The sequence below is a fragment of the Xanthomonas sp. NCPPB 3959 genome, assembly GCF_056675575.1.
Map to the genome: position 1 here is coordinate 83,002 of NZ_JBWWVR010000015.1, position 21,517 is coordinate 104,518.

A 21,517-nucleotide genomic window follows, 5' to 3' on the forward strand; every position below is an offset into this window, starting at 1 on the left:
CATGAGCAGTGCGCGCGCCAGCATTTCGTATGCGTTCGCCAAGCGCCACGGCGTGGTGCTGCTCAGTAGCGACACTGCTGCGCAGATCGGCCTACGCGAAGGTGGCGATGTGCAGGCCTTGATCGAGCTGCGGCGTGCGCTCGGTGTGCCATTGCAGGTACGCACTTTGGCGCCTTCGGTCTTCGACCGGCATGTGTCGGAGATCTACGCCGATGCGGGCATGGAGCAGGGTGTGCAGGTGGAGGCGCTGGATCTGCACGGCAGCCTGGATTCGTTGATCGACGATATCCCCACCGCCGATCTGCTCGACAGCCAGGACGATGCGCCGATCATCCGCCTGATCAACGGCATCATCGCCGAGGCTGCGCGCTTGGGCGCCTCGGACGTGCATCTGGAATCCTACGAATCGCGCTTGCGCGTGCGGCTGCGCGTGGATGGCGTGATGCGCGAAGCGGCCAGGCTGCCCGGACGCATCGCCCCGCTGCTGGTGTCGCGCGTGAAGGTGATGGCACGCCTGGATATCGCCGAAAAACGCATTCCGCAAGATGGCCGCGTGTCGTTGGTGATGGGTGCCAAGGCGTTGGATGTACGTGTCTCCACGCTGCCTACGCGCAGCAGCGAGCGCGTGGTGTTACGTATTCTGGACAAGGAGCAGGGCACGCTGTCGTTGGCGCAGTTGGGCATGCCGCCTGCGGTGATGCACACCGTGCAGCGCGCCTTGCAGGTGCCCAACGGCATCGTGCTGGTCACCGGCCCGACCGGTTCGGGCAAGACCACCACGCTGTATGCGGCGCTGAGCCTGCTCAACGATGGCTCGCGCAACATCCTCACGGTGGAAGACCCGGTGGAATACGCCATCGACGGCGTCGGCCAGACCCAGGTCAACGCGCGCGTGGGCATGACCTTTGCGGTTGGCTTGCGCGCGATCCTGCGGCAGGACCCGGACGTGGTGATGATCGGCGAGATCCGCGATACCGAGACCGCGCAGATTGCGGTGCAGGCCAGTTTGACCGGCCACCTGGTGCTGTCCACCGTGCACACCAACGATGCGGTGGGTGCGGTCACGCGCCTGCGCGACATGGGCATCGAACCGTTCCTGCTCGCATCGAGCCTGCGGTTGATTCTGGCGCAGCGGTTGGTACGGCGCCTGTGCACGCAGTGCCGCGCACCGCGCCCGCTGGATGCCGGCACGCGCCAGCTGTTGGATGCCACGGACGCGGCAACGATCTACAGCGCGGTGGGTTGCCCGGTCTGCCATCACAGCGGTTACGCCGGCCGTGTGGGCATTTACGAAGCCATCGCGGTGGATGATGCAATGCGGCGCCTGATCGGCGACAACGCCGACGAAGATGCGTTGGCCGCGGTGGCCTTCGCACGCGCACCGCGCCTGGGCGATGCCGCGCGCGCGGCGGTGCTGCAAGGTCTCACCACGCTGGAAGAAGCGCTACGCGTCACCCGCCAACAGGACGATGCGCATGCCACGGTTTGATTACACCGTGCTCGATCTGCACGGGCACAGCCGCCAGGGCGTGATCACTGCCGACAACGCGCACAGTGCGCGTGCGCAACTGGAACAGCGGCAGTGGGTACCGGTGCGCGTGGAGGCGGCGGTCGCGACCAGCAGCGTGCGGCCGGCGCGTTTCAGCGGCAAGGATCTGGTGCTGTTCACCCGCCAGCTCGCCACACTGGTGGAGACCGCGCCGCTGGAAGAAGCGCTGCGCACCATCGGCACCCAGTCCGAGCGCCGCGGCGTGCGCCGGGTCACCAGCCAGACGCACGGGCTGGTGGTCGAAGGCTTCCGTCTGTCCGATGCGATGACACGCCAGGGCAACGCGTTTCCGCCGCTGTATCGCGCGATGGTGGCCGCGGGCGAAAGCGCCGGTGCGTTGCCGCATGTGCTGGAGCGGTTGGCGGACTTGCTGGAACGGCAAGCGCAGGTGCGCAGCAAGTTGCAGTCTGCGTTGGTCTACCCGGCGGCGTTGGCCTTGACCGCTGGTGCGGTGGTGATCGTGCTGATGACCTTCGTGGTGCCCAAGGTGGTGGATCAGTTCGATTCGATGGGGCGTGCGTTGCCGTTGCTGACGCGCATGGTGATTGGCGTCTCCAACTTTCTGTTGCATGCAGGCATTCCGTTGCTGATTGCGTTGGTCATTGCGGTGATCGCAGCGCTGCGGCTGCTCAAGCGCCCGGAGCTACGTCTGGCGGCTGACCGCGCGGTGCTGCGTGCGCCCCTGCTCGGCCGGTTGATCCGCGATCTGCACGCCGCACGCATGGCGCGCACCCTGGCCATCATGGTCAACAGCGGGCTGCCGTTGATGGAAGGCTTGATGATCGCCGCGCGCACCGTCGACAACCGCGCGTTGCGGCTGGCCACTGACAACATGGTCACCGCGATTCGTGAGGGCGGCAGCCTGGCCGCGGCGATGAAGCGGGCCGGCGTGTTTCCACCGACGCTGTTGTACATGGCCTCCAGCGGCGAGAACAGCGGGCGCCTGGCGCCGATGCTGGAACGCGCCGCCGATTATCTGGAGCGCGAATTCGAGTCGTTCACCACCGCGGCGATGAGCCTGCTGGAGCCGGCCATCATCGTGCTGCTCGGCGGCGTGGTGGCGGTGATCGTGCTGTCGATCCTGCTGCCCATCCTGCAATTCAACACCCTCGCGCTTGGTTGAGCGCGGCCGCTTATCCTTGGAGATCCTCATGCAGTCCATCCATCCTCGCGTACGCATCGGCTCGCTCACATCGTGCAGGCGCATGCGCGGCTTCACCCTGGTCGAGTTGATGGTGGTGATCGTCATCATCGGCCTGCTTGCCACCGTGGTGATGATCAACGTGATGCCCAGCCAGGACCGCGCGATGGTCGAGAAAGCGCGTGCCGATGTGGCAGTGCTGGAGCAGGCGCTGGAAACCTATCGCCTGGACAACCTCAGCTACCCGAGCACCGAACAGGGCTTGCAGGCACTGCTCAACGCGCCGAGCGGATTGACCCGGCCGGAGCGCTATCGCCAGGGTGGCTACATCCGCCGCCTGCCGGAAGATCCGTGGGGCCATGCGTATCAGTACCGTCGCCCGGGCCGCAGTGGTGGCTTCGATGTGTATTCGTTCGGCGCCGATGGCGTGGAAGGCGGCGACGCCGACAATGCCGATATCGGCAACTGGCGCTGAGTTGCAACGGTGCTCGCGCAAACGGCCACTGCAAGACGATCACTTGTGCGCATGTCGCCTGCGCGCACACGCGGTTTCACCTTGCTCGAACTGCTCGCAGTGCTGGTGATCACCGCACTCGCCAGCACCTTGGTGGTGATGACCTTGCCCGATACGCGGCGCGATCTGCACGACCAGGCCGATGCGTTGGCCAGCGCCCTGCTGCACGCACGCGACGAGGCGATCCTGAGCCTGCGCATGGTCGAGGTGACCGTCGATGCGGGTGGATATGCATTCCGACGTCAGGCGCAGCAGCGTTGGGTGCCACTGGATGAGAAACCCTTTACCGCACTGCGTTGGCCAGCTGGCGTGCAGACCGCGTTGCCGGTTGGCGGCACGCAAGTGAGCGTGCGTTTCGATCCTACCGGCGCGGCCACGCCGCAACGCATCGCGCTGGCTGACGGTCAACAGCAGGTGCAGGTCCTGGTGGATGCAGCCGGCGTGGTGCGGGTCGATGCGCCACAACGGTAACCGCCATGACAGCGCTGGATTCTCGCTGCTCGAACTGATGGTCGCGCTGGCGATCTTCGGTATGGCCGTGGTTGGCTTGCTGAATCTGTCCGGCGAAAGCACGCGCACTGCCGTGGTGTTGGAGGAACGCGCGCTGGCTGCGGTAGTTGCAGAGAATCAGGCAATCGAGGCGATGCTCGCGCCGACGGCCGCAGCGCTGGCACCGGCGCATGGGCAAGAGACCCTGGGCGGACGTACATGGGACTGGCAGCGCAAATCGATGCCGGCCGGCGGCGCAGGCATTGTGCGGATCCAGGTGCAGGTGCGGGTCGCAGCGCAGGCGCAGGAAATCGCCAGCCTCAGCGTCTTGCGGAGCGCCGAATGATCCGCGCACGTCGTGCCGCACTGTGCACCCGTGGCAGTGCCGGCTTCACCTTGATCGAGCTGCTGGTCGCACTGGCGGTGTTCGCACTGGTGGCGGTCGCGGCAGTGGTGGTGATGCGACAGAGCATCGATCAGCGCGATGCGGTACGTGCGCGCCTACAGCAGATTCGCGAGTTTCAACTTGCGCATGGTCTGCTGCGTAGCGATTTGCAGCAGGCCGCTGTGCGGCGCACGCGTAACAGCGAGGGCGGTGCTGCACGCACCGCGTTCGTCGCAAGCCCGCCCGGTGCGCCCGGGCCCTTGTTCGGTTTTGTGCGGCGCGGTTGGAGCAACCCGGATCAGGCGCCGCGTGCGTCGTTGCAGTATGTGGAGTACCGCGTGGTCGATGGACGCCTCGAGCGCAGTGCACGCCCCGCACTCGATGGCGCAGTTGCCGGCACGCCGCAGGTGGTGCTGCGTGGCGTGCGCTCGGCGGTGGTGGGGTTTCACTATCGCGCGCAGTGGAGCGATGGCTGGAGCGGCGGGCTCGAGGCACTGCCGGATGCGATCTCGCTGGAGCTGGACCTGGAGCAATGGGGCCGCGTGCGTCAGCTGTTCGTGCTGCCGGAGGGGCGCGGGTGAAAGCCTTGAATGCAGGTACGCAGCAACGCGGCGTCGCACTGCTGACGGTGTTGCTGCTGGTCGCAGTGATGACGCTGCTGATGGTTGCGGTGCTGGACGATCTGCGCTTCGGTCTGCGTCGTAGCGGCAATGGCGAGGCGATGACGCAGGCGCAGTGGTATGCGCTGGGCACCGAAAACATTGCGCGGCAACGTCTACAGGTATTGGCCAGGCGCGACCCGATGCGCACCACGCTGGAGGGCGGCTGGAACGATCAACCGATCACCTTCCCGCTGGACGACGGCGCGGTGAGCGTGCGTCTGCGCGACCGCGGCGGCTGCTTCAATCTCAACAGTGTGGTCGCCGGCGCTCCCGAGCAATGGCAACGCAACGACGACGGTACACGCCAATACATCGCGTTGCTGCAGGTGCTCGGCATCGCGCCGCAACAGGCGCAGGCCTTGAGCGATGCGCTGGTGGACTGGATCGACAGCGACAGCCAACCCGGTGCGCAGGGCGCCGAAGACGATCGTTACCTGCAACTGGCAGTGCCGTTGCGCACCGGGGCGACCTTGCTGGCCGGCGTCAGCGAACTGCGCGCCATCGCCGGTTATACGCCGCAGGTGATCGCGCAATTACGGCCGTATCTGTGTGCCTTGCCGGAGGGGCGCTTGTCGCCGATCAATATCAATACGCTCAGCCTGGAAGATGCGCCGGTGTTGGTGGCGCTCACCGAAGGCGCGTTGGAGCTGCCAGCTGCGCGACGCGTCATTGCCGCGCGGCCGGCCGGAGGATGGCGCGACGCCAAGACGTTCCTGAGCCAGCCTGCGCTGATACAGGCCGAGCCTTCCAACGCCGTATTGGAACAATTCGCACTACGCACCAGCTATTTCTCCCTCTACAGCCAGGTCGACCACGCCGGCGCGCAGGTCATGCTGGATGCCTTGTTGCAGCAAGATCCTGCGGGGCGTGTGCGGCTGGTGGCACGCCAATGGAGTTCCGACGAATGAGTACCACCTTGCTGTTGCTGACCACCGATGCCACTGCGCAGGCCATCGCCGTGCGTGTGGATGCGCATGGCCAGGTGCTGTCGCAACGCGCAGCCAGCGCGCCGTTTGAAGCGTCTGCACGCTGCGTGCTGGTGGTGCCGGGCGTGGGCGTGCAGTTGCGCTGGCTGACATTGCCTGGCCGCAGCACCGCGCAATCGATAGCCGCCGCGCGCCTGCAACTGGCCGAGCATCTGGCCGTGGAGACGCAGACCTTGCATGTGGTGATCGCCGAGACTGCCGAAGCCGATGGCACGCGCCTGGTGGCTGCGGTGGAGAGCGCGGTGATGCAGCAGTGGTTGGCGCGCGCAGCGCAGCTAGGCGTCACCCCCGATGCCGTGGTGCCCGATTGCCTGCTGCTGGAGCCCGGTGCCGACGGTGCGGCGGCAGTGATGGACTGGGATGGCCGTTGGCTGATCCGTGCCGCAGGCCTGGCCTGCAGCCTGGAGCCCGAGGTTGCACGCATGCTGCTGGGCGAGCGCGCGCCGGCACAACCGCCCGCGTCCGATCCTGCGCTAGCGATTGCCTGCTTTGCGCGATACGCCACACACGCGCCGATCAATCTGCGTCAGCACGCATTCGCTGCAAAGCCGGCCACGGCACAGACGGTCACGTCGCGTCGTCTTGCGGTGTTGGCTGCGCTGGTGCTGCTGTCGCCGTTGCTGTTACTGCTGGCGCAGACACTGCGCTATGAAGTAGGTGCGCGGGTGCTGCAATCGCGCGCCGCCGCACAGTTGGGCGTGCACGACACAGCGGCGGTGCCGGCAGCGCTGCAGGCTCGTCGGCACGCGGGCGCAGCGGTCGATACCCTGGCGGTGCAGCTCGGCAGCTTGTTCGCCGCAGTCGATGCCATTCCCGCTGCCGAACTGGATCAGCTCGACTATCAATCCGCACAGCCGTTGCGGGCCACACTGCTGCATACCGATGCCGCCAGCGTGCAGCAACTTTCCGCGCGGCTGGCAGAGGCAGGATGGAGGTTGCAACCAGGCACCAGCCAGAGCGAGGACGATCGCCTGCGCACGCCATTCGTGCTGGAGCCGCTGCGATGAGTGCAGGTCTGCAACGCGGGATGCAGTGGTGGCAGACGCGTGCGCCGCGCGAGCGGGTGATGCTGGGCGTGATGTGCGCCGCAGTGGCCGCGTTCGTCGGTTGGTATGCGCTCTACCTGCCACTGCGGCACTGGCGTGTACAGGCGCAGGCGCGTTACGCAGATGCGGCTCAGATGGTACTGGATGCATCCGCGCAGACGTCGGCAACCAAGCGTCCCGCCCCAGCGGGCACAGCTGGGCTGGCGGAGATCATCGCAAGCAGCGCACGCGATGCCGGTGTCGGCATCAGCTCGCAGCAGCGCAGCGCTGCGGGCGGTGTGGAGGTGCAGATCGATGCGGTGAGCGCCACCACCTTGTTCGCCTGGCTGGAACGGCTGCGGCAAGCGCATGGCCTGGCACCGACGCAGCTGAGCATCGTGCGCGACCAGGGCCAACTGCGGGTACGCTGCGGATTTGCGGAGCCCGCACCGTGACGCGCACGCGTTGGATTTTGGTATTTGCACTGATGTTATTGGTCGCGCTGCTGGCATGGCTGCCACTGCGCCTGGTGTTGCCACGCGAGGGGCTGCCGTTTTCGGTGCTGGACGTGGAAGGGCCGGTGTGGGCCGGCACGTTGCGACAGGTGCAATGGCAAGGCATCGCATTCGGCGATGTCGCGGTGCGGCCACGCGTCTGGCCGTTGTGGCGTGGCGAGCGCCAGGTGCACCTGCAGGCCACGCAGCTGCAAGTGCTGCTGGTGGATGGCACGCAACACGGCATTCGCGATGCGCAGGGGCAGTTGTTGGTACGCCAGCCTGCGGGGATGACCTTGATCGATCTGGCATTGGAACTGCAGCAGGTCGATCTGCTGTTCGATGCCACCCGTTGCGTGCAGGCGCGTGGGCGGGTGAGCCTGCAACTGCTGCCGAGTGGGGCGGGCGAGCTGCCGGGTTTGCCGCCGCTGCGGTTATCCGGGCAACCGGTGTGCGTGGACGACACCGCAGTGCTGACACTGCTGCCGGACGCCGCGCTGCCTGCAGGCGTGCAGGCCAACGCGCAGCTGCAACTGTGGCGCGACGGACGCTGGCAGCTGCAGTCGCGCGTCGATCCCGGTCAGGACGCGGTGTTGGGCGTGGGCCTGCAATTGCTGGGCTTTGCCGCCACGCCTGAGCGCACGTTGTTGCGCATCGATCAGGGGCAATTGCGCTGAGCGCGGCTTTGCAGCTTACGCAACGGGTGATCGGTCTTCTGCACCATTACCGTGCATGCGTGATGGCCTGTGGCTTCGTCCAGGCCGATTTGATGGCGCGCATAGCTAGCCTGCTGACAACGTTGTCGGCGTAGCGCCGCCTGTAGTCATTGCAACAGTCAGCTGGTTGCGTTGGTGAGACATTGACGCCGCTTTCGACACGCAGGAACGCCTGAATATGGACTGTGACGCAGCTTCCAGCGAATGCGGTGCGTCTGGCACATTTCGCCTGGAACAAAATTGGTCTGGTAATAGCGAATTGGTCATTGACTGGTCCTGTGACAACGATACCCGGGATGCACCCGAATGATCCTGAGCGCATCCACAAAAACCCCTGGATAAAGGACTTGGCTCTAGTCACGAGGAGCGATCAAACACTTTCGACAGTGACTGTTGACAGAATCTTTTAAAGACCATAAGAATCAAATCCACTGAATTGGTATTTGCCAGTCAGGGCCGTTGATCAGCAATGGCACGCGATGTCCGTCCTGGGAGGGAGGCGGCATCGGCACCCACGGGGGGCCGTACGGGGTGTGTCTCAAACAACAGATCGCAGGCGGTTCCGGATGTCCGGGACTGGGGGCCTGTGCGCGTGTGGGTGGGTTGCCCAACGCCGGGATCTGTCATCGCTGATCGATCGGAATGCCAGTCGCGTCGTCGTCCAGCCATTCCACCTCAGGATCTCCCATGTCACCTGTCTCGCGTGCCTCGTTGCGTTGTTGTTCGCCTTCCTCGCTGTCCATCGCCATCGCGCTGTCGCTGCTTGCCTGCGGCGCCAGCGCGCAGGCGCAGGAGTCGCCGCCTGCAGACGCTGCGCAGATTTCCCAGCTCGATACGGTCAAGGTCACCAGCTCTTACCAGAAGAGCCTGATCACCGCGATGGACAACAAGCGCGACGACGTGCGCATGACCGATGGCATCTCGGCGCAGGACATCGGCAAGTTTCCCGCCGAAAACATCGCCGAGGCGATCCAGCGCATTCCCGGTGTGCAGATCTCCACCATCAACGGGCGCGGTTCCACCATCAGCGTGCGTGGCCTGGGGCCGCAGTATTCGGCCACCACCATCAACGGCCAGGTGATCAAGAGCGCCGATTTCACCGATGGCTTCCGCTACGATATCATCCAGCCGGAAGTGGCGGCCGGGATCGAGGTGATCAAGTCGCCGTCGGCCGACATGGATGCCGGTGGCTTGTCCGGCACGGTCAACATCAACACCACCAAACCGCTGGACTACAAGCAGACCAAGCTGCTGTTTTCGGCCAAGGCGCAATACGCTGAATTTGCCGGCGGCGCGCCCACGCCCAAGGGCGTGCTGACCTATATCGACCAGTTCAAATTCGGGGGTGGCGATCTGGGCGTGTTCCTCAGCGCCGGTTATCAGAAGCTCAAGGATCGCGCCGATTATCTGTGGATCGACCGCTGGTATACGCAGCAAACCGACGCCGGCACCTTGTACATTCCGCGGCGCCCGCGCTATCGCTCGATCGAGCGCGAAACCACCCGCAAGATGTTCAACGGCGGGCTGCAGTGGAAGCCCAGCGATCAGCTGGAAATGAACCTCACTGCCTTGTATTCGCAGGACAAAACCGCCAACGATATGAACCAGTTGGTGTACTCGTTCGAGCGCAGTCCGCTGACCGTGTTGCAGACCAACGGGCTCACCGCCACGCAGGTGTCGGCGTCGGACTACTGGCTGGAAAACAACCGCCAGATCGAACAGCACGATCTGTCCACGCGGCTGCTGACCTACGACTTCAAGTGGAAGGGCGATGCCTGGACCGTGAGTGGCGCGGCCAATTACACCGAAGGCAAGACCGACGAAAACGAGCGCGCGGCGATCCTGGGCCGCAAGCCGACCTCGACGTTGCTGGACACCTCGAATTCGGATGCGATTTCGCTGATCACCGATGCCGACGCCACCGATGCCAGCGCCTGGGACAAGGCCAATCTGGTGCGTAGCGAATATCCAAATGGCGGCATCCAGTCGCTCAGCAACAAGGAATGGTCGTTGCAACTGGATGCCGAGCGTTATCTGGACCTGGGCGCGTTGAACGCGGTGCGCTTCGGTGCCAAATACCGCCGCGAAACCTTCGACCGCGATGTGCGCCGGCGCGATTTTCTGTATCTGCTCAGGACCGGTGCCGTGTCGGGCTTCGACATGTTCCCGGAACTGTCGGCCGCCAACAGCACGGTGAGCAACTTCCTCGACGGACAACTCGCCTCGCAGGACAGCTGGGTCACCCCGGACATCGCGGCCTACGCGCGCTCGCTGGCGGCTGCCGGCATCACCGTGCCGGTGCTGTTCGCCCCGCAAAGCAGCTACAGCATCGAGAACGACATTTCATCGGCCTATGTGATGGCGCGCATCGATACCGACATCGGCAGCATGCGCCTGCGTGGCAACGTGGGCATGCGGTATGAAAACACCAAACGCACCACCGACACCTACCTCACCCAGGCGCAGGCAGCCAGCGACGACGCCAACGTGGTGATCGGTACCGCGCGCGCGCCGTACGACTATTCCAACTGGTTGCCCAGCCTGAATCTGGTGCTGGACATGCGCGAGGACCTGCTGCTGCGCTTTGCCGCCGCCAAGGTGCTGGTGCGGCCGATCCTGGACAGCAATACCGCCATTGCTTCGACCATTTCCACCGGCACCAATACCGGCGGCACCACCACGTTCATTGTCACCCAGGGCCAGACCGATCTGAAGGCATTGACCGCCGACCAGGCCGACCTGAGCCTGGAGTGGTACTACGGCAACGGTGGCGCGCTCACCGTTGCTGGGTTCTGGAAGAACATCAAGAACGGTACCTTCAACAGCATCGTCTGCCCGGGCGCGTTCAACGGCACCGCACTGTCCAGTAATGCGGCCGGCGACTGCGTGGACGGCGGCGGCAACATCTACGAGATCACCGCCACCACCAACGATCCGAGCAAAGTCAAGATCCGCGGTTACGAGCTGGGTTGGACACAATCGCTGGATGCGTGGTTGCCGATCGATGGCTTCGGCGTGACCTCCAACTTCACTCGGGTGATTCCACAGCGCGATACGGCATTCCAGATCCGCAATCTGTCCGAGCAGACCTGGAACGCCACCGCATACTGGGAAAGCCAGCATTATTCGGCACGCGTCTCGCTCAACCATCGCAGTGAGTACGAGCAGGACAGCAGCGACAGCTTCTTCGCGCGCGAAGGCCACACCATGAAGGCGCGCACGCAGCTGGATGCGGTGCTCGGGTATCAGGTCAACGACAAGCTCAGCTTCCAGCTGGGTGGTTTGAACCTCACCAACCGTACCGAAGAGGCCTACAAGGACATCACCAGCCGTTGGCAGATGACTGGCGTTACTGGTCGCAGCTACTACCTGTCGATGCAGTGGGACATGCTTTGATGGCGGGGGAGGGCGCGCAGCGCCAGTGTGCACGGCTGCGTGCTACAGCACGCATTGAATGCAATGCTGCAGCTGTTGTGGGAGCGCACTTCAAAGATGCTGCGGGTGTTGCTGCTGCGCGTCGTTCGCAGGGGATGTACGCAATGCTGTTGATCGGGCACTGCCATGCGCAGGCGTGACTTCCTCGCCGGTAGCGTCTGTGCCTCGTCGTTGCTCGGGGTTCCGACGCTGACTCTCGGCATGGCGAGCGCTGCAACTGCAGGCTCTGGTGTTACCGGAAAGCCGCGTCCCACTCCGCCGCCATCGGTCAAAGATGGCAGTGGCCAATGGCTGGATCTGGACGAAGGCTGGCGGTTCCATGACGGCGATCTGCCGTTCCCGCGCCTGCTTGCGCAGGACGAGACCTACGACAACGCCAAGGCCGGCCGGGCCTGGGGCGCGGCGGCGCCGGACTTCGACGACACCGGTTGGCGGCAGCTGCAACTGCCGCACGATTTTGTGGTGGAGCAGCCGGTGCGCGCCGACGCCAATATCGCGCAAGGCTATCGCCCGCGCGGTATCGCCTGGTACCGGCGCACGCTGCGGCTGGACGAGTCGGCGCGCGGCCAGGCGGTGGAGCTGCGTCTGGACGGCATCGCCAGCCATGCCACCGTGTGGGTCAACGGCATGCTGATGGCGCGCAGCTGGAGTGGCTACAACGGGTTGGTGATCGACCTCACGCCGGTCGCGCGCTACGGCAACGCCTTGAACAACATCGCCATCCGTGTGGATGCCGATGCGATGGATGGATGGTGGTACGAAGGCGGCGGCATTTACCGGCACACCTGGCTGGTGTTGCGGACGCCGTTGCACATCGCTGGCGATGGCCTGGCAGCGGTGCCGCGCGAAGGCCCGGGCGATGTCTGGCAGGTGCCGGTGGAGCTGGAGCTGGTCAACAGTGGCGAGCAGCCTGCCGAGGCCTGGGTAGATGTCGAACTACGCGATGCACGTGATGTTGTGGTGGCACATGGCGAGACGCAACTACGCGTCGCTACATTCGGCACTGCGCAGGCAAAAGTGAGCGTCTCGGTCGCGCAGCCGCAGCGCTGGAGCGTGGACACGCCGGTGCTGTATCGCGTGGTGGCCAGCGTGCGCGGGGAAGACGGCCGCAGCGATCATGCCGAGTGCGAGATCGGTTTTCGCAGCCTGCGCTTCGATGCCGACCACGGCTTTTTCCTCAACGGCCGCGCGCTCAAGATCAAGGGCGTGTGCCTGCATCAGGACCATGCCGGCGTCGGTGTGGCGCTGCCCGATGCCTTGCATGCGTTTCGCCTGCGTCGCCTGAAATCGATGGGCTGCAATGCCATCCGCCTGCATCACGCGGTGGCGCCGGAACTGCTGCAGGCCTGCGACCGGCTGGGCATGCTGGTGATGGCCGAGAACCGCTTGTTCAACCCCGCACCCGAGTACGTGGCGCTGTTGCAAACGATGGTGCGGCGCCAGCGCAACCATCCCAGCGTATTCCTGTGGTCGCTGCTCAACGAAGAGCCGCTGCAGGGCACCGCCATCGGCTACGCCATCATCGCGCGCGCGGCCAACGCGGTGCGTGCGCTCGACGACACCCGCCCGATCACCGCCGGCATGAACGATGGCATGTTCGCCACGCGCGGCGCAGCCGATGTGGTGGACGTGCTCGGCTTCAACTATCGCCAGTACAACTACGACCGCGTGCATGCCGCGCGCCCGCGCACGCCGATGCTGTCCAGCGAAGACACCAGTGCGTTTCAAACGCGCGGGGCGTGGTTCACCGATCTGGATGCGCACGTGGTGGCCGAAGACGACAGCTTGGCCGCCGACTGGGGCAATACCCATCGCCTCGCCTGGCAGCTGATTGCCGAGCGCCCGTTCGTTGCCGGCAGCTTCGTGTGGACCGGCTTCGATTATCGCGGCGAACCCACCCCGTTCGAATGGCCATCGGTGGGCTCGTTCTTCGGCATCATGGACCAGTGCGGATTTCCCAAGGGTGCGTATTGGTTGCGCCGCGCCTTGTGGATCGACGATGCGCCGGTGCTGCATCTGTTGCCGCACTGGAACTGGCCGGGCCGCGAAGGTCAGGCGATCAAGGTGATGGCGTTCTGCAATGCCGCGCAGGTGGAGCTATGGCTCAACGGCCACTCGCTGGGAAAACAGGCGGTGGATCGCGCGCAGATGAATCAGTGGCAGGTGCAGTACGCGCCGGGCGTCCTCGAAGCGGTGGCTTGGCGCGATGGCCGCGAGGTGGCACGCACGCGCGTGGAAACCACCAGCCCAGCGGTTGCGCTGCGATTGACGCCCGACCGCGCGCAACTACGCGGCGATGGCCGCGACGCGCAGCCGGTGACCTTGGAGGCGGTGGATGCGCAAGGCCGCCACGTGCCCGATTGCAATGCAACGCTGACGCTGCAGATCAGCGGCGGCCGGCTGCTGGGCGTGGGCAATGGCGACCCGAATGCGCACGCACCCGATCAGGCCACGCAGGTGGCCTTGTTCAACGGACTGGCGCAGGCCATCGTGCAGGCAGGGAGCGGTGTCGGCGTACTACGCCTACAGGCGCGCGCCGCAGGACTACAAGATGCGGTGGCCGAGATCGCCTGCACGGCGGTGCCGCTACCAGCGGCTGTGGCAGTGACCGCACCAGTGATGGTGGTCGAAAGCTGGCGCCACACTGCCGCATTCGCGCAGCCACCGGCAGCGGATCTGTCGCGCCGCCCCAACGACAACAACAGCTGGAGCAACACGCTACCCGGCACGCTGGAAACCGCACCCGAGCGCGCCGGCTACGTGCTGTACCGCACCCAGTTCACGCCGTGGCAAGGCGTGCAGACTCACGGCGGCGTGCTCGATCTGGGCCGGCTCAGCGGGCCGGCGCAGGTGTTTCTGGATGGCCACGCGGTGGCGCAAGCGGCAGCCGGCACGCCGATCAAACTGACGCTTGCGCCAGCGACCGGTGCGCGCACGCTGGCGGTGATCATGCAGGTCGCCGCCGATCAGCCGTTTGGATTCCACGACGTCGTCACCGTGCATTATCGGAACTCGCCATGATTGCTTTATCGTTTTCACCCTCGTCGCATGCGCGCCTGTTCGCTGGTGCATTGCTGAGCGCGTTGCTCGCCATTCCAGTCAGCGTGCTGGCCGCACCGCCCGCACAGGCGGTGGTGCAACGTTTGATCGGCACACGTGCCGCACAGTTCGAGATGACGATGGCGCCACGCGGCGACGGCGCAGACTGGTATCGCATCGATGCCGGTGGCGACACGGTGCGCATTGCCGGCTCCTCACAGGTAGCATTGGCGCGCGGCGCCTACGCATATCTCGGCCAGGCCGGTGCGGCGTCGATGAGTTGGGAAGGCGACCGCGTGGCACTGCCGGCGCAATGGCCCACCTACAACAGCGGCCAGGTGCGCACGCCGTTTGCGCATCGTGCCTATCTCAATACCTGCACCTACGGCTACACCACGCCGTTCTGGGACTGGCCGCGCTGGCAGCGCGAGATCGACTGGATGGCGTTGCACGGCATCGACATGCCGCTGGCGATGGAAGGGCAGGAAGCAATCTGGCAAGCGCTGTGGCGCGAGTTCGATGTGGGCGATGCTGCGCTGGCGGAGTATTTCTCCGGCCCGGCGTTTACCCCGTGGCAGCGCATGGGCAATATCGAAGGCTATCGCGCGCCGTTGCCGCAACAGTGGATCGACAGCAAGCGCGTGCTGCAGACGCAGATCCTCACACGCATGCGCGAGCTGGGCATGCAACCGGTGCTGCCGGCGTTTGCCGGCTACGTGCCCAAGGCATTCGCACAGGCACATCCGAACGCGCGCATCTACCGCATGCGCGCCTGGGAGGGGTTTCACGAAACCTATTGGCTGGATCCGCGCGATCCGTTGTTCGCCAAAGTTGCGCGCCGATTCCTTGAGCTGTACACGCAAACCTACGGCGCTGGCGAGTTCTATCTGGCCGATGCCTTCAACGAAATGCTGCCGCCAGTGGCCGACGACGGCAGCGACGTGGCCGCGGCCAAATATGGCGACAGCATCGCCAACTCCGACGCCGCACGCGCCAAGGCAGTGCCGCCTGCGCAACGCGACGCGCGCCTGGCCGAGTACGGTCAGGCGCTGTATCGCTCCATCGCCCAGGTCAATCCGCAGGCCACCTGGGTGATGCAGGGCTGGCTGTTCGGTGCCGACCGCGAGTTCTGGCAACCGCAGGCGATCGCGGCGTTTCTGGGCAAGGTGCCGGACGCGCGGTTGATGGTGCTGGACATCGGCAACGACCGCTATCCCGGCACCTGGAAGGCCTCGCAGGCCTTCGACAACAAACAATGGATCTACGGCTACGTGCACAACTACGGCGCCAGCAATCCGCTGTACGGCGACTTTGCGTTTTATCGGCAGGATCTGCAGGCCTTGCTGGCCGATCCGGACAAACGCAATCTGCGCGGCTTCGGCGTGTTTCCCGAAGGCTTGCACAGCAACTCGGTGGTCTACGAGTATCTCTACGCGCTGGCCTGGGAAGGCCCGCAGCAATCGTGGTCGCAGTGGCTCACGCAGTACACGCGCGCCCGCTACGGTCGTAGCGATGCGGCATTGCTGCAGGCCTGGTCGGATCTGGAAGCTGGCATCTACCAGACCCGTTATTGGTCGCCGCGCTGGTGGAACAAGCGGGCCGGCGCGTATCTGCTGTTCAAGCGGCCGACTGCCGACATCGTCGGCTTCGACGATCGCCCCGGCGATCCGCAACGCCTGCGCCGCGCCATCGACTCGCTACTGCAGCAAGCCGACCGTTACGCCGACGCGCCGCTGTACCGCTACGACCTGATCGAAGACGCGCGGCATTACCTCAGCCTGCACGCCGACCGCCAACTGCAGGCAGTGGTGCAGGCGTACGGCGCCGGCAACTTCGCACGCGGCGATGCGCTGTTGGCGCGCACCACGCGGTTGGTGCAAGGACTCGATGCACTGGTCGGCGGCCAACACGAAACCCTCGCCGACTGGACCGGCCAGGCGGCCGCGGCCGCGGGCGACGATGCCGCATTGCGTCGCGTGTATGTGGGTAATGCGCGCGCGCAGGTCAGCGTCTGGGGCGGCGACGGCAATCTTGCCGATTACGCGTCCAAGGCCTGGCAAGGCATGTACGTGGAGTTCTATCTGCAACGCTGGACGCGCTTTCTGAGCGCCTACCGGGATGCGCGCAAGGCCGGCACGCCGTTCGACGAAGTGGCCTTCAACAACCAGCTTGCAGCGTGGGAGCGTCAATGGGCCGAGCAGGGCACCGTTCCGAAGCGCCAGCCACCACGCGATCCACTGACCTCGCTGCGCACGTTGCTGGCGCAGGTGGATGCGCACGACGATGTGCCGAGCGCTCTGCAAAGCGACATGCAAAGCGAGGTGCAAGGAGTTGCGCACGGCGCCATGCACGGAACTGTCCAAGGCGCCGCCCAATGAGCGGATCCGTCTTGCGCTTCGTCGGCATGCATGACCGCTGCAGCGGCGATGCAATCACGCAAGCCATCGGCATCAAACGCACACCTCGCACCCACCTGCAGTGCCTGGACAAGGAACTGCAATGAGCGAACAAACACCCGCTGCTGCAGCGATCACTGCATCGCCAACGCTAACGCCAAAGCGCGAACGCTTTCTATCGCTGGACGTCTTCCGCGGCCTGACCATCTTCCTGATGATCCTGGTCAACACCGCCGGGCCGGGTGCGCAGGCGTATGCGCAGCTGACCCACGCGGCCTGGTTCGGCTTCACGCTCGCCGATCTGGTGTTTCCCTCGTTCCTGTTCGCAGTCGGCAGCGCGATGAGTTTCGCGCTGGCAACCGACACGCCGCATCGGCAGTTTCTCGGCCGCGTGGGCAAGCGCGCCGCGCTGATTTTTCTATGCGGCGTGCTGATGTACTGGTTTCCGTTCTTTCATCTGCAGCCCGGTGGGGAATGGGCATTTACCGCGATCGATCAACTCCGCCTGACCGGCGTGCTGCAACGCATTGGCTTGTGCTATCTCCTTGCCGCGTTGCTGGTGCGCTATCTGCCGCCACGCGGCATCGCGCCGGCCTGCGTGGCGCTGCTGCTGGGCTACTGGGCGGTGTTGTACGTCTTCGGCCAGCCCGGCGCCGAGTTGAGCAAGACCGGCAACGCCGGCACCCGGCTGGATCTGTGGCTGTACGGGCGCGCGCACCTGTATCGCAAAGACAACGGCTTCGACCCGGAAGGCCTGCTCGGCACGCTGCCGGCCACGGTCAACGTGCTGGCCGGCTATGTGACCGGGCGCTTCCTGCAGCGCCGCGGCAAGACCGCTGCGGCCACGCGCACGCTGCTGCTGGCCGGCGCGGGCCTGGTGCTGCTCGCGTTGCTGTGGAACCCGGCCTGGCCGCTGTCGAAAAAGCTCTGGAGCGGGTCGTTCGTCGCCTGCACCGTGGGCCTGGATCTGCTGGCCCTGGGCGTGCTGGTCTACCTGCTGGAGCTGCGCGGCTGGACCGGCGGCAGCGGTTTTTTCACCGTGCTGGGGCGCAACCCGCTGGCGATCTATCTGTTCTCCGAATTGTTCGTGGTGGTGCTGCGCCTGCTCCCGGCCGGCAGCTCCGGCCTGGACCTGTACACCTGGGCCGGTATCCGCGTCTTCCAGACCATCGCGCCGGGGCCACTCGGCTCGCTGCTATGCGCCCTGAGTTACACGCTGCTGTGCTGGGCCGTGGGCTGGTGGATGGATCAGCGGCGCTGGTACCTGCGGTTGTGAGGCCACGGCGCGTCAAGTGATGGTATGGCTGCCGATGCTTGCAGGTTGTCGCCGCCAGATCCTGCCAGCACCGGCCGCCGCGTGACGCGCGGAACCTTGCGATTCGCAGGTCAGTGCGAGCTGTCGCCGGGATCGGCACTGCACAGATGCGCTGCGGCCAAATTGGTACTATATTGGACCTAACGAATCCAAGTCGGTCCGGAGGACAAGCAATGGCCAAACCCAAGGCGGCACCCCGGAACGACACCGATCCCCGGGTGGACGATCTGGCGTTGGACGCGTCCGCGCCGACCCCCTTGTACCTGCAACTGGCCGGCAAGCTCACCGACGCCATCCGCGGCGGTGAGTGGAAGGCCGGCGAGGCGCTGCCGGCCGAGCGCCAGCTGTGCGAGCGGCTGCAGATTTCGCGGGTGACCCTGCGCCAGGCGGTGGATGTGCTGGTCGAACAAGGCCTGGTCTCGCGCCGTCAGGGCGCCGGCACCTTCGTCACCGCGCAGATCCAGCATCAGCTGAGCGGCCTAACCAGTTTCAGCGAGACGCTGCGCATCAAGGGTTACGAGCCGGGCACGCGCTGGCTGGAGCGGCGCCTGCGCCCGGCGCATGGCGAAGAAATCCTGCGGCTCGGTCTGTCGCCGGATGCGGCCGTGGCCTCGCTGACACGCCTGCGCAGCGCCGACGACCGCGTCATGGCCTACGAGCACGCGGTGCTGCCGCAACGCATCGTCGCCGACCCGCAGCAGATCGGCGATTCGCTCTACAGCTATCTGGATGCGCAAGGCACCCCGGTGGTACGCGCGTTGCAGTATTTCCGCGCGATCAATCTGCCTGCGCGGCTGGCCGAACACCTACGCATGAAGACCGGTGAGGCGATCCTGCATGTTGTGCGCGTGGGTTATGCGCGCGATGGCAGCGCGATCGAATTGACCGACACCTATTGCCACAACGACTTCTACGATTTCGTCGCCGAACTGCGCCGCTGATTCCACCCGGCGTCCCCAACGACAACCTCAGAGCCAGCCGATCCATGACTACTGCCAGGCCCGCAAATCCCGTTGTCTCGATCGCCATCGTCGGCGTGCTGTTTTTCATCATCGGCTTTTTCACCTGGATCAACGGGCCGCTGATCACCTTCGTGCGCTTGGCGTTCGACCTCAACGAGGTCAACGCGTTTCTGGTGCTGATGGTGTTCTACCTGTCGTATTTCTTCCTGGCGCTGCCCTCGTCGTGGATCCTCAAACGCACCGGCATGAAGAAAGGCCTGGCGCTGAGTCTGGTGGTGATGGCGGTGGGTGCGGCGGCGTTCGGCCAGTTCGCCACCCAGCGTTGGTATCCGGGCGCATTGGGCGGCCTGTTCGTGATCGGTAGCGGCCTGGCGCTGCTGCAGACCGCGATCAATCCGTACATCAGCATCCTCGGCCCGATCGAAAGCGCGGCCCGGCGTATCGCGCTGATGGGGATCTGCAACAAGATCGCCGGCATTCTGGCACCGATCCTGATCGGCTCGCTGGTGCTGCACGGCATCGGCGATCTGTCCGAGCAGGTGGCCAGTGCCAATGCGGCGACCAAGGAGACCTTGCTCACTGCGTTTGCCGCCAAGATCCATGCGCCATATCTGGTGATGTCCGGCGTACTGTTGCTGTTGGCCATCGGCGTATTGTTCTCGCCGTTGCCCGAACTCAAGGCCTCCGAGGCCAATGCAACGCCCGGCGCTGCCGGCGTGCAGAAATCCAGCATCTTCCAGTTCCCGCATCTGTGGCTGGGCGTGTTGTGCCTGTTCGTGTACGTGGGCGTGGAAGTGATGGCAGGCGATGCGATCGGCACCTACGGTCATGGTTTCAACCTGCCGCTGGACAGCACCAAACTGTTCACCTCCTACACGCTGGGCGCGATGCTGGTGGGCTATATCGCCGGCCTGGTGCTGATTCCGCGCGTGATCTCGCAGGCACGCTACTTGAGCGTGTCGGCGGTGCTGGGTGTGCTGTTCTCGCTCGGTGCATTGCTCACGCATGGCTATGTGTCGGTGGGCTTCGTTGCCGCGCTGGGCTTTGCCAACGCGATGATGTGGCCGGCGATCTTCCCGCTGGCCATTCGCGGGCTCGGCCGCTTTACCGAAATCGGTTCGGCACTGTTGGTCATGGGTATTGCCGGTGGCGCGATCATTCCGCAGCTGTTCGCCATTCTCAAACAGCACTACGACTTCCAGGTCGTGTTCGCTGCGCTGATGGTGCCGTGCTATCTGTACATCCTGTTCTATTCGCTGCGCGGTCATCGCGTGGGCCTGCCGGCCCAGGCCAAGTGAGCGACGCGGCATGATGCGTTCCGACGAACAAGGTACATCCATGCGCAGGCCCACCATCAAAGATGTCGCCGAGCGCGCCAAGGTCTCGTTGAAGACCGTGTCGCGGGTGATCAACAACGAGCCATCGGTGATGCAGGCCACGCGCGCGCGCGTGCTGCGCGCCATCGCCGATCTCGACTACGAACCCGATCCGTCCGCACGCAATCTGCGCAGCGGTACGCCGTTCGTGATCGGTCTGGTGTACGACAACCCCAACCCGTATCACATCATCGCCATTCAGAATGGCGTGCTCGCCGCGTGCCGCGAAACCGGCTTCGGTCTGCAAATCCATCCCTGCGATTCCACCTCGCCGTTGCTGGCCGAAGAATTGGCCGAATGGGTGCAACGCTCGCGTCTGGCCGGCGTGGTGCTGACCGCACCGATGTCCGAGCGCCCTGAGCTGATGGCTGGGTTGGCCGCGCGCGGCATCAAGAGCGTGCGCATCATCGCCGCCACCGATGACCCCGGCGATGGCCCGTGCGTGTATATCGACGACCGCGCTGCGGCGTATGAGATCACCGAACATCTGGTGCAACTGGGCCATCAGCGCATCGGTTTTTTGTGGGGCGGCCCGCAGCATCGCTCCAGCGGCGAGCGCTACGCCGGCTACGAGGCCGCGCTGAAGGATTACGGCATCACCCTGGACAAGCATCTGGTGATTCCCGGCGACTACACCTTCGACGATGGCTTCCGTGGCGCGCGCAGGCTGTTGTCGCTGCGCGAGCCGCCCACCGCCATCTTCGGCAGCAACGATGAAATCGCCGCCGGCGTGCTGGCGGCGGCCAAATCCACCGGCATGAACGTGCCGTATCAACTCTCGATTGCCGGCTTCGAAGACAGCCCGTTTTCGCGTCAGTCCTGGCCGGCATTGACCACCGCAAAGCAGGCCACCGACGACATCGCGCGGCATGCCGCGCGCCTGTTGATCAGCCAGCTGCGCAGCGATGCTTACGACGATCAGCCCGCGCAATTGCAGAACCGCGGCTTCGTGCCGCAACTGGTCGTGCGCGGTTCCACAGCACCGGCGCAACCGCCGGCCGCCAAATCCTCTCCCACCGAATCCGTCTGAGCC

The 21,517-nt window shown here is 65.1% G+C and carries 18 protein-coding genes; all 18 read left to right on the top strand.

Annotated features, from left to right (window positions below):
• Nucleotide 1: 1 nt before the first annotated feature.
• The 18 genes from gspE to AC1KVG_RS17180 all read left to right on the top strand — a co-directional run bounded on the left by gspE (nucleotide 2) and on the right by AC1KVG_RS17180 (nucleotide 21,514).
• On the top strand, nucleotides 2-1,489 hold the full coding sequence (gene gspE, locus AC1KVG_RS17095; protein WP_481095178.1) for a type II secretion system ATPase GspE: 1,488 nt from the start codon (nucleotides 2-4) through the stop codon (nucleotides 1,487-1,489).
• Nucleotides 1,476-2,672: a type II secretion system inner membrane protein GspF gene (gspF, locus tag AC1KVG_RS17100; RefSeq protein ID WP_481095179.1), complete on the top strand. Its 1,197-nt coding sequence runs from the start codon at nucleotides 1,476-1,478 to the stop codon at nucleotides 2,670-2,672. Before gspE ends, gspF begins: the two co-directional genes overlap by 14 nt.
• Before the next feature lie 28 nt (nucleotides 2,673-2,700).
• Nucleotides 2,701-3,165 (top strand): type II secretion system major pseudopilin GspG, encoded by a 465-nt coding sequence (gene gspG / locus AC1KVG_RS17105; protein WP_481095180.1) that lies wholly within the window; start codon nucleotides 2,701-2,703, stop codon nucleotides 3,163-3,165.
• Nucleotides 3,166-3,216: 51 nt separating this feature from the next.
• Nucleotides 3,217-3,675 (top strand): GspH/FimT family pseudopilin, encoded by a 459-nt coding sequence (locus tag AC1KVG_RS17110; RefSeq protein WP_481095181.1) that lies wholly within the window; start codon nucleotides 3,217-3,219, stop codon nucleotides 3,673-3,675.
• On the top strand, nucleotides 3,659-4,039 hold the full coding sequence (gspI, locus tag AC1KVG_RS17115) for a type II secretion system minor pseudopilin GspI (RefSeq protein WP_481095182.1): 381 nt from the start codon (nucleotides 3,659-3,661) through the stop codon (nucleotides 4,037-4,039). The genes AC1KVG_RS17110 and gspI overlap by 17 nt, the downstream gene beginning before the upstream one ends.
• Nucleotides 4,036-4,659, top strand: a complete 624-nt coding sequence (gene gspJ, locus AC1KVG_RS17120; protein ID WP_481095183.1) for a type II secretion system minor pseudopilin GspJ — start codon at nucleotides 4,036-4,038, stop codon at nucleotides 4,657-4,659. Before gspI ends, gspJ begins: the two co-directional genes overlap by 4 nt.
• The gene (gene gspK / locus AC1KVG_RS17125; protein WP_481095184.1) at nucleotides 4,656-5,648 is read left to right on the top strand and encodes a type II secretion system minor pseudopilin GspK; all 993 of its coding nucleotides are present in this window, start codon (nucleotides 4,656-4,658) and stop codon (nucleotides 5,646-5,648) included. The genes gspJ and gspK overlap by 4 nt, the downstream gene beginning before the upstream one ends.
• A complete protein-coding gene (gene gspL / locus AC1KVG_RS17130; RefSeq protein ID WP_481095185.1) occupies nucleotides 5,645-6,733 on the top strand; it encodes a type II secretion system protein GspL in 1,089 nt (362 codons plus the stop codon). Before gspK ends, gspL begins: the two co-directional genes overlap by 4 nt.
• Nucleotides 6,730-7,206 carry a type II secretion system protein GspM gene (gene gspM, locus AC1KVG_RS17135; protein ID WP_481095186.1) on the top strand — a complete coding sequence of 159 codons (477 nt, stop codon included), beginning with the start codon at nucleotides 6,730-6,732 and terminating at the stop codon, nucleotides 7,204-7,206. Before gspL ends, gspM begins: the two co-directional genes overlap by 4 nt.
• A gap of 32 nt (nucleotides 7,207-7,238) precedes the next feature.
• Nucleotides 7,239-7,922 (top strand): type II secretion system protein N, encoded by a 684-nt coding sequence (gene gspN / locus AC1KVG_RS17140; RefSeq protein WP_481095203.1) that lies wholly within the window; start codon nucleotides 7,239-7,241, stop codon nucleotides 7,920-7,922.
• Nucleotides 7,923-8,648: 726 nt separating this feature from the next.
• Nucleotides 8,649-11,357, top strand: coding sequence for a TonB-dependent receptor (locus tag AC1KVG_RS17145; RefSeq protein WP_481095187.1), 2,709 nt, complete (start codon nucleotides 8,649-8,651; stop codon nucleotides 11,355-11,357).
• 165 nt (nucleotides 11,358-11,522) lie between these two features.
• Complete coding sequence (galA, locus tag AC1KVG_RS17150; protein WP_481095188.1) at nucleotides 11,523-14,417, top strand: beta-galactosidase GalA; 2,895 nt, start codon at nucleotides 11,523-11,525, stop codon at nucleotides 14,415-14,417.
• Complete coding sequence (locus AC1KVG_RS17155) at nucleotides 14,414-16,813, top strand: alpha-N-acetylglucosaminidase (RefSeq protein WP_481095189.1); 2,400 nt, start codon at nucleotides 14,414-14,416, stop codon at nucleotides 16,811-16,813. The genes galA and AC1KVG_RS17155 overlap by 4 nt, the downstream gene beginning before the upstream one ends.
• On the top strand, nucleotides 16,810-16,938 hold the full coding sequence (locus AC1KVG_RS17160) for a hypothetical protein (RefSeq protein ID WP_481095190.1): 129 nt from the start codon (nucleotides 16,810-16,812) through the stop codon (nucleotides 16,936-16,938). The genes AC1KVG_RS17155 and AC1KVG_RS17160 overlap by 4 nt, the downstream gene beginning before the upstream one ends.
• Complete coding sequence (locus AC1KVG_RS17165; RefSeq protein WP_481095191.1) at nucleotides 16,935-18,107, top strand: acyltransferase family protein; 1,173 nt, start codon at nucleotides 16,935-16,937, stop codon at nucleotides 18,105-18,107. Before AC1KVG_RS17160 ends, AC1KVG_RS17165 begins: the two co-directional genes overlap by 4 nt.
• 257 nt (nucleotides 18,108-18,364) lie before the next feature.
• Nucleotides 18,365-19,087 (top strand): GntR family transcriptional regulator, encoded by a 723-nt coding sequence (locus AC1KVG_RS17170; RefSeq protein ID WP_172839323.1) that lies wholly within the window; start codon nucleotides 18,365-18,367, stop codon nucleotides 19,085-19,087.
• 44 nt (nucleotides 19,088-19,131) lie between these two features.
• Nucleotides 19,132-20,406: a sugar MFS transporter gene (locus AC1KVG_RS17175; protein WP_023905112.1), complete on the top strand. Its 1,275-nt coding sequence runs from the start codon at nucleotides 19,132-19,134 to the stop codon at nucleotides 20,404-20,406.
• 40 nt (nucleotides 20,407-20,446) lie between these two features.
• Complete coding sequence (locus AC1KVG_RS17180; protein WP_043889880.1) at nucleotides 20,447-21,514, top strand: LacI family DNA-binding transcriptional regulator; 1,068 nt, start codon at nucleotides 20,447-20,449, stop codon at nucleotides 21,512-21,514.
• The last annotated feature ends 3 nt before the right edge of the window (nucleotides 21,515-21,517 follow it).

What these genes read in the sequence shown, in the direction of transcription:
- gspE (WP_481095178.1), top strand. Translation starts at nt 2, where the DNA reads ATGAGCAGTGCGCGCGCCAGCATTTCGTATGCGTTCGCCAAGCGCCAC.
- gspF (WP_481095179.1), top strand. Translation starts at nt 1,476, where the DNA reads ATGCCACGGTTTGATTACACCGTGCTCGATCTGCACGGGCACAGCCGC.
- gspG (WP_481095180.1), top strand. Translation starts at nt 2,701, where the DNA reads ATGCAGTCCATCCATCCTCGCGTACGCATCGGCTCGCTCACATCGTGC.
- AC1KVG_RS17110 (WP_481095181.1), top strand. Translation starts at nt 3,217, where the DNA reads ATGTCGCCTGCGCGCACACGCGGTTTCACCTTGCTCGAACTGCTCGCA.
- gspI (WP_481095182.1), top strand. Translation starts at nt 3,659, where the DNA reads ATGCGCCACAACGGTAACCGCCATGACAGCGCTGGATTCTCGCTGCTC.
- gspJ (WP_481095183.1), top strand. Translation starts at nt 4,036, where the DNA reads ATGATCCGCGCACGTCGTGCCGCACTGTGCACCCGTGGCAGTGCCGGC.
- gspL (WP_481095185.1), top strand. Translation starts at nt 5,645, where the DNA reads ATGAGTACCACCTTGCTGTTGCTGACCACCGATGCCACTGCGCAGGCC.
- gspM (WP_481095186.1), top strand. Translation starts at nt 6,730, where the DNA reads ATGAGTGCAGGTCTGCAACGCGGGATGCAGTGGTGGCAGACGCGTGCG.
- gspN (WP_481095203.1), top strand. Translation starts at nt 7,239, where the DNA reads ATGTTATTGGTCGCGCTGCTGGCATGGCTGCCACTGCGCCTGGTGTTG.
- AC1KVG_RS17145 (WP_481095187.1), top strand. Translation starts at nt 8,649, where the DNA reads ATGTCACCTGTCTCGCGTGCCTCGTTGCGTTGTTGTTCGCCTTCCTCG.
- galA (WP_481095188.1), top strand. Translation starts at nt 11,523, where the DNA reads ATGCGCAGGCGTGACTTCCTCGCCGGTAGCGTCTGTGCCTCGTCGTTG.
- AC1KVG_RS17155 (WP_481095189.1), top strand. Translation starts at nt 14,414, where the DNA reads ATGATTGCTTTATCGTTTTCACCCTCGTCGCATGCGCGCCTGTTCGCT.
- AC1KVG_RS17160 (WP_481095190.1), top strand. Translation starts at nt 16,810, where the DNA reads ATGAGCGGATCCGTCTTGCGCTTCGTCGGCATGCATGACCGCTGCAGC.
- AC1KVG_RS17165 (WP_481095191.1), top strand. Translation starts at nt 16,935, where the DNA reads ATGAGCGAACAAACACCCGCTGCTGCAGCGATCACTGCATCGCCAACG.
- AC1KVG_RS17175 (WP_023905112.1), top strand. Translation starts at nt 19,132, where the DNA reads ATGACTACTGCCAGGCCCGCAAATCCCGTTGTCTCGATCGCCATCGTC.
- AC1KVG_RS17180 (WP_043889880.1), top strand. Translation starts at nt 20,447, where the DNA reads ATGCGCAGGCCCACCATCAAAGATGTCGCCGAGCGCGCCAAGGTCTCG.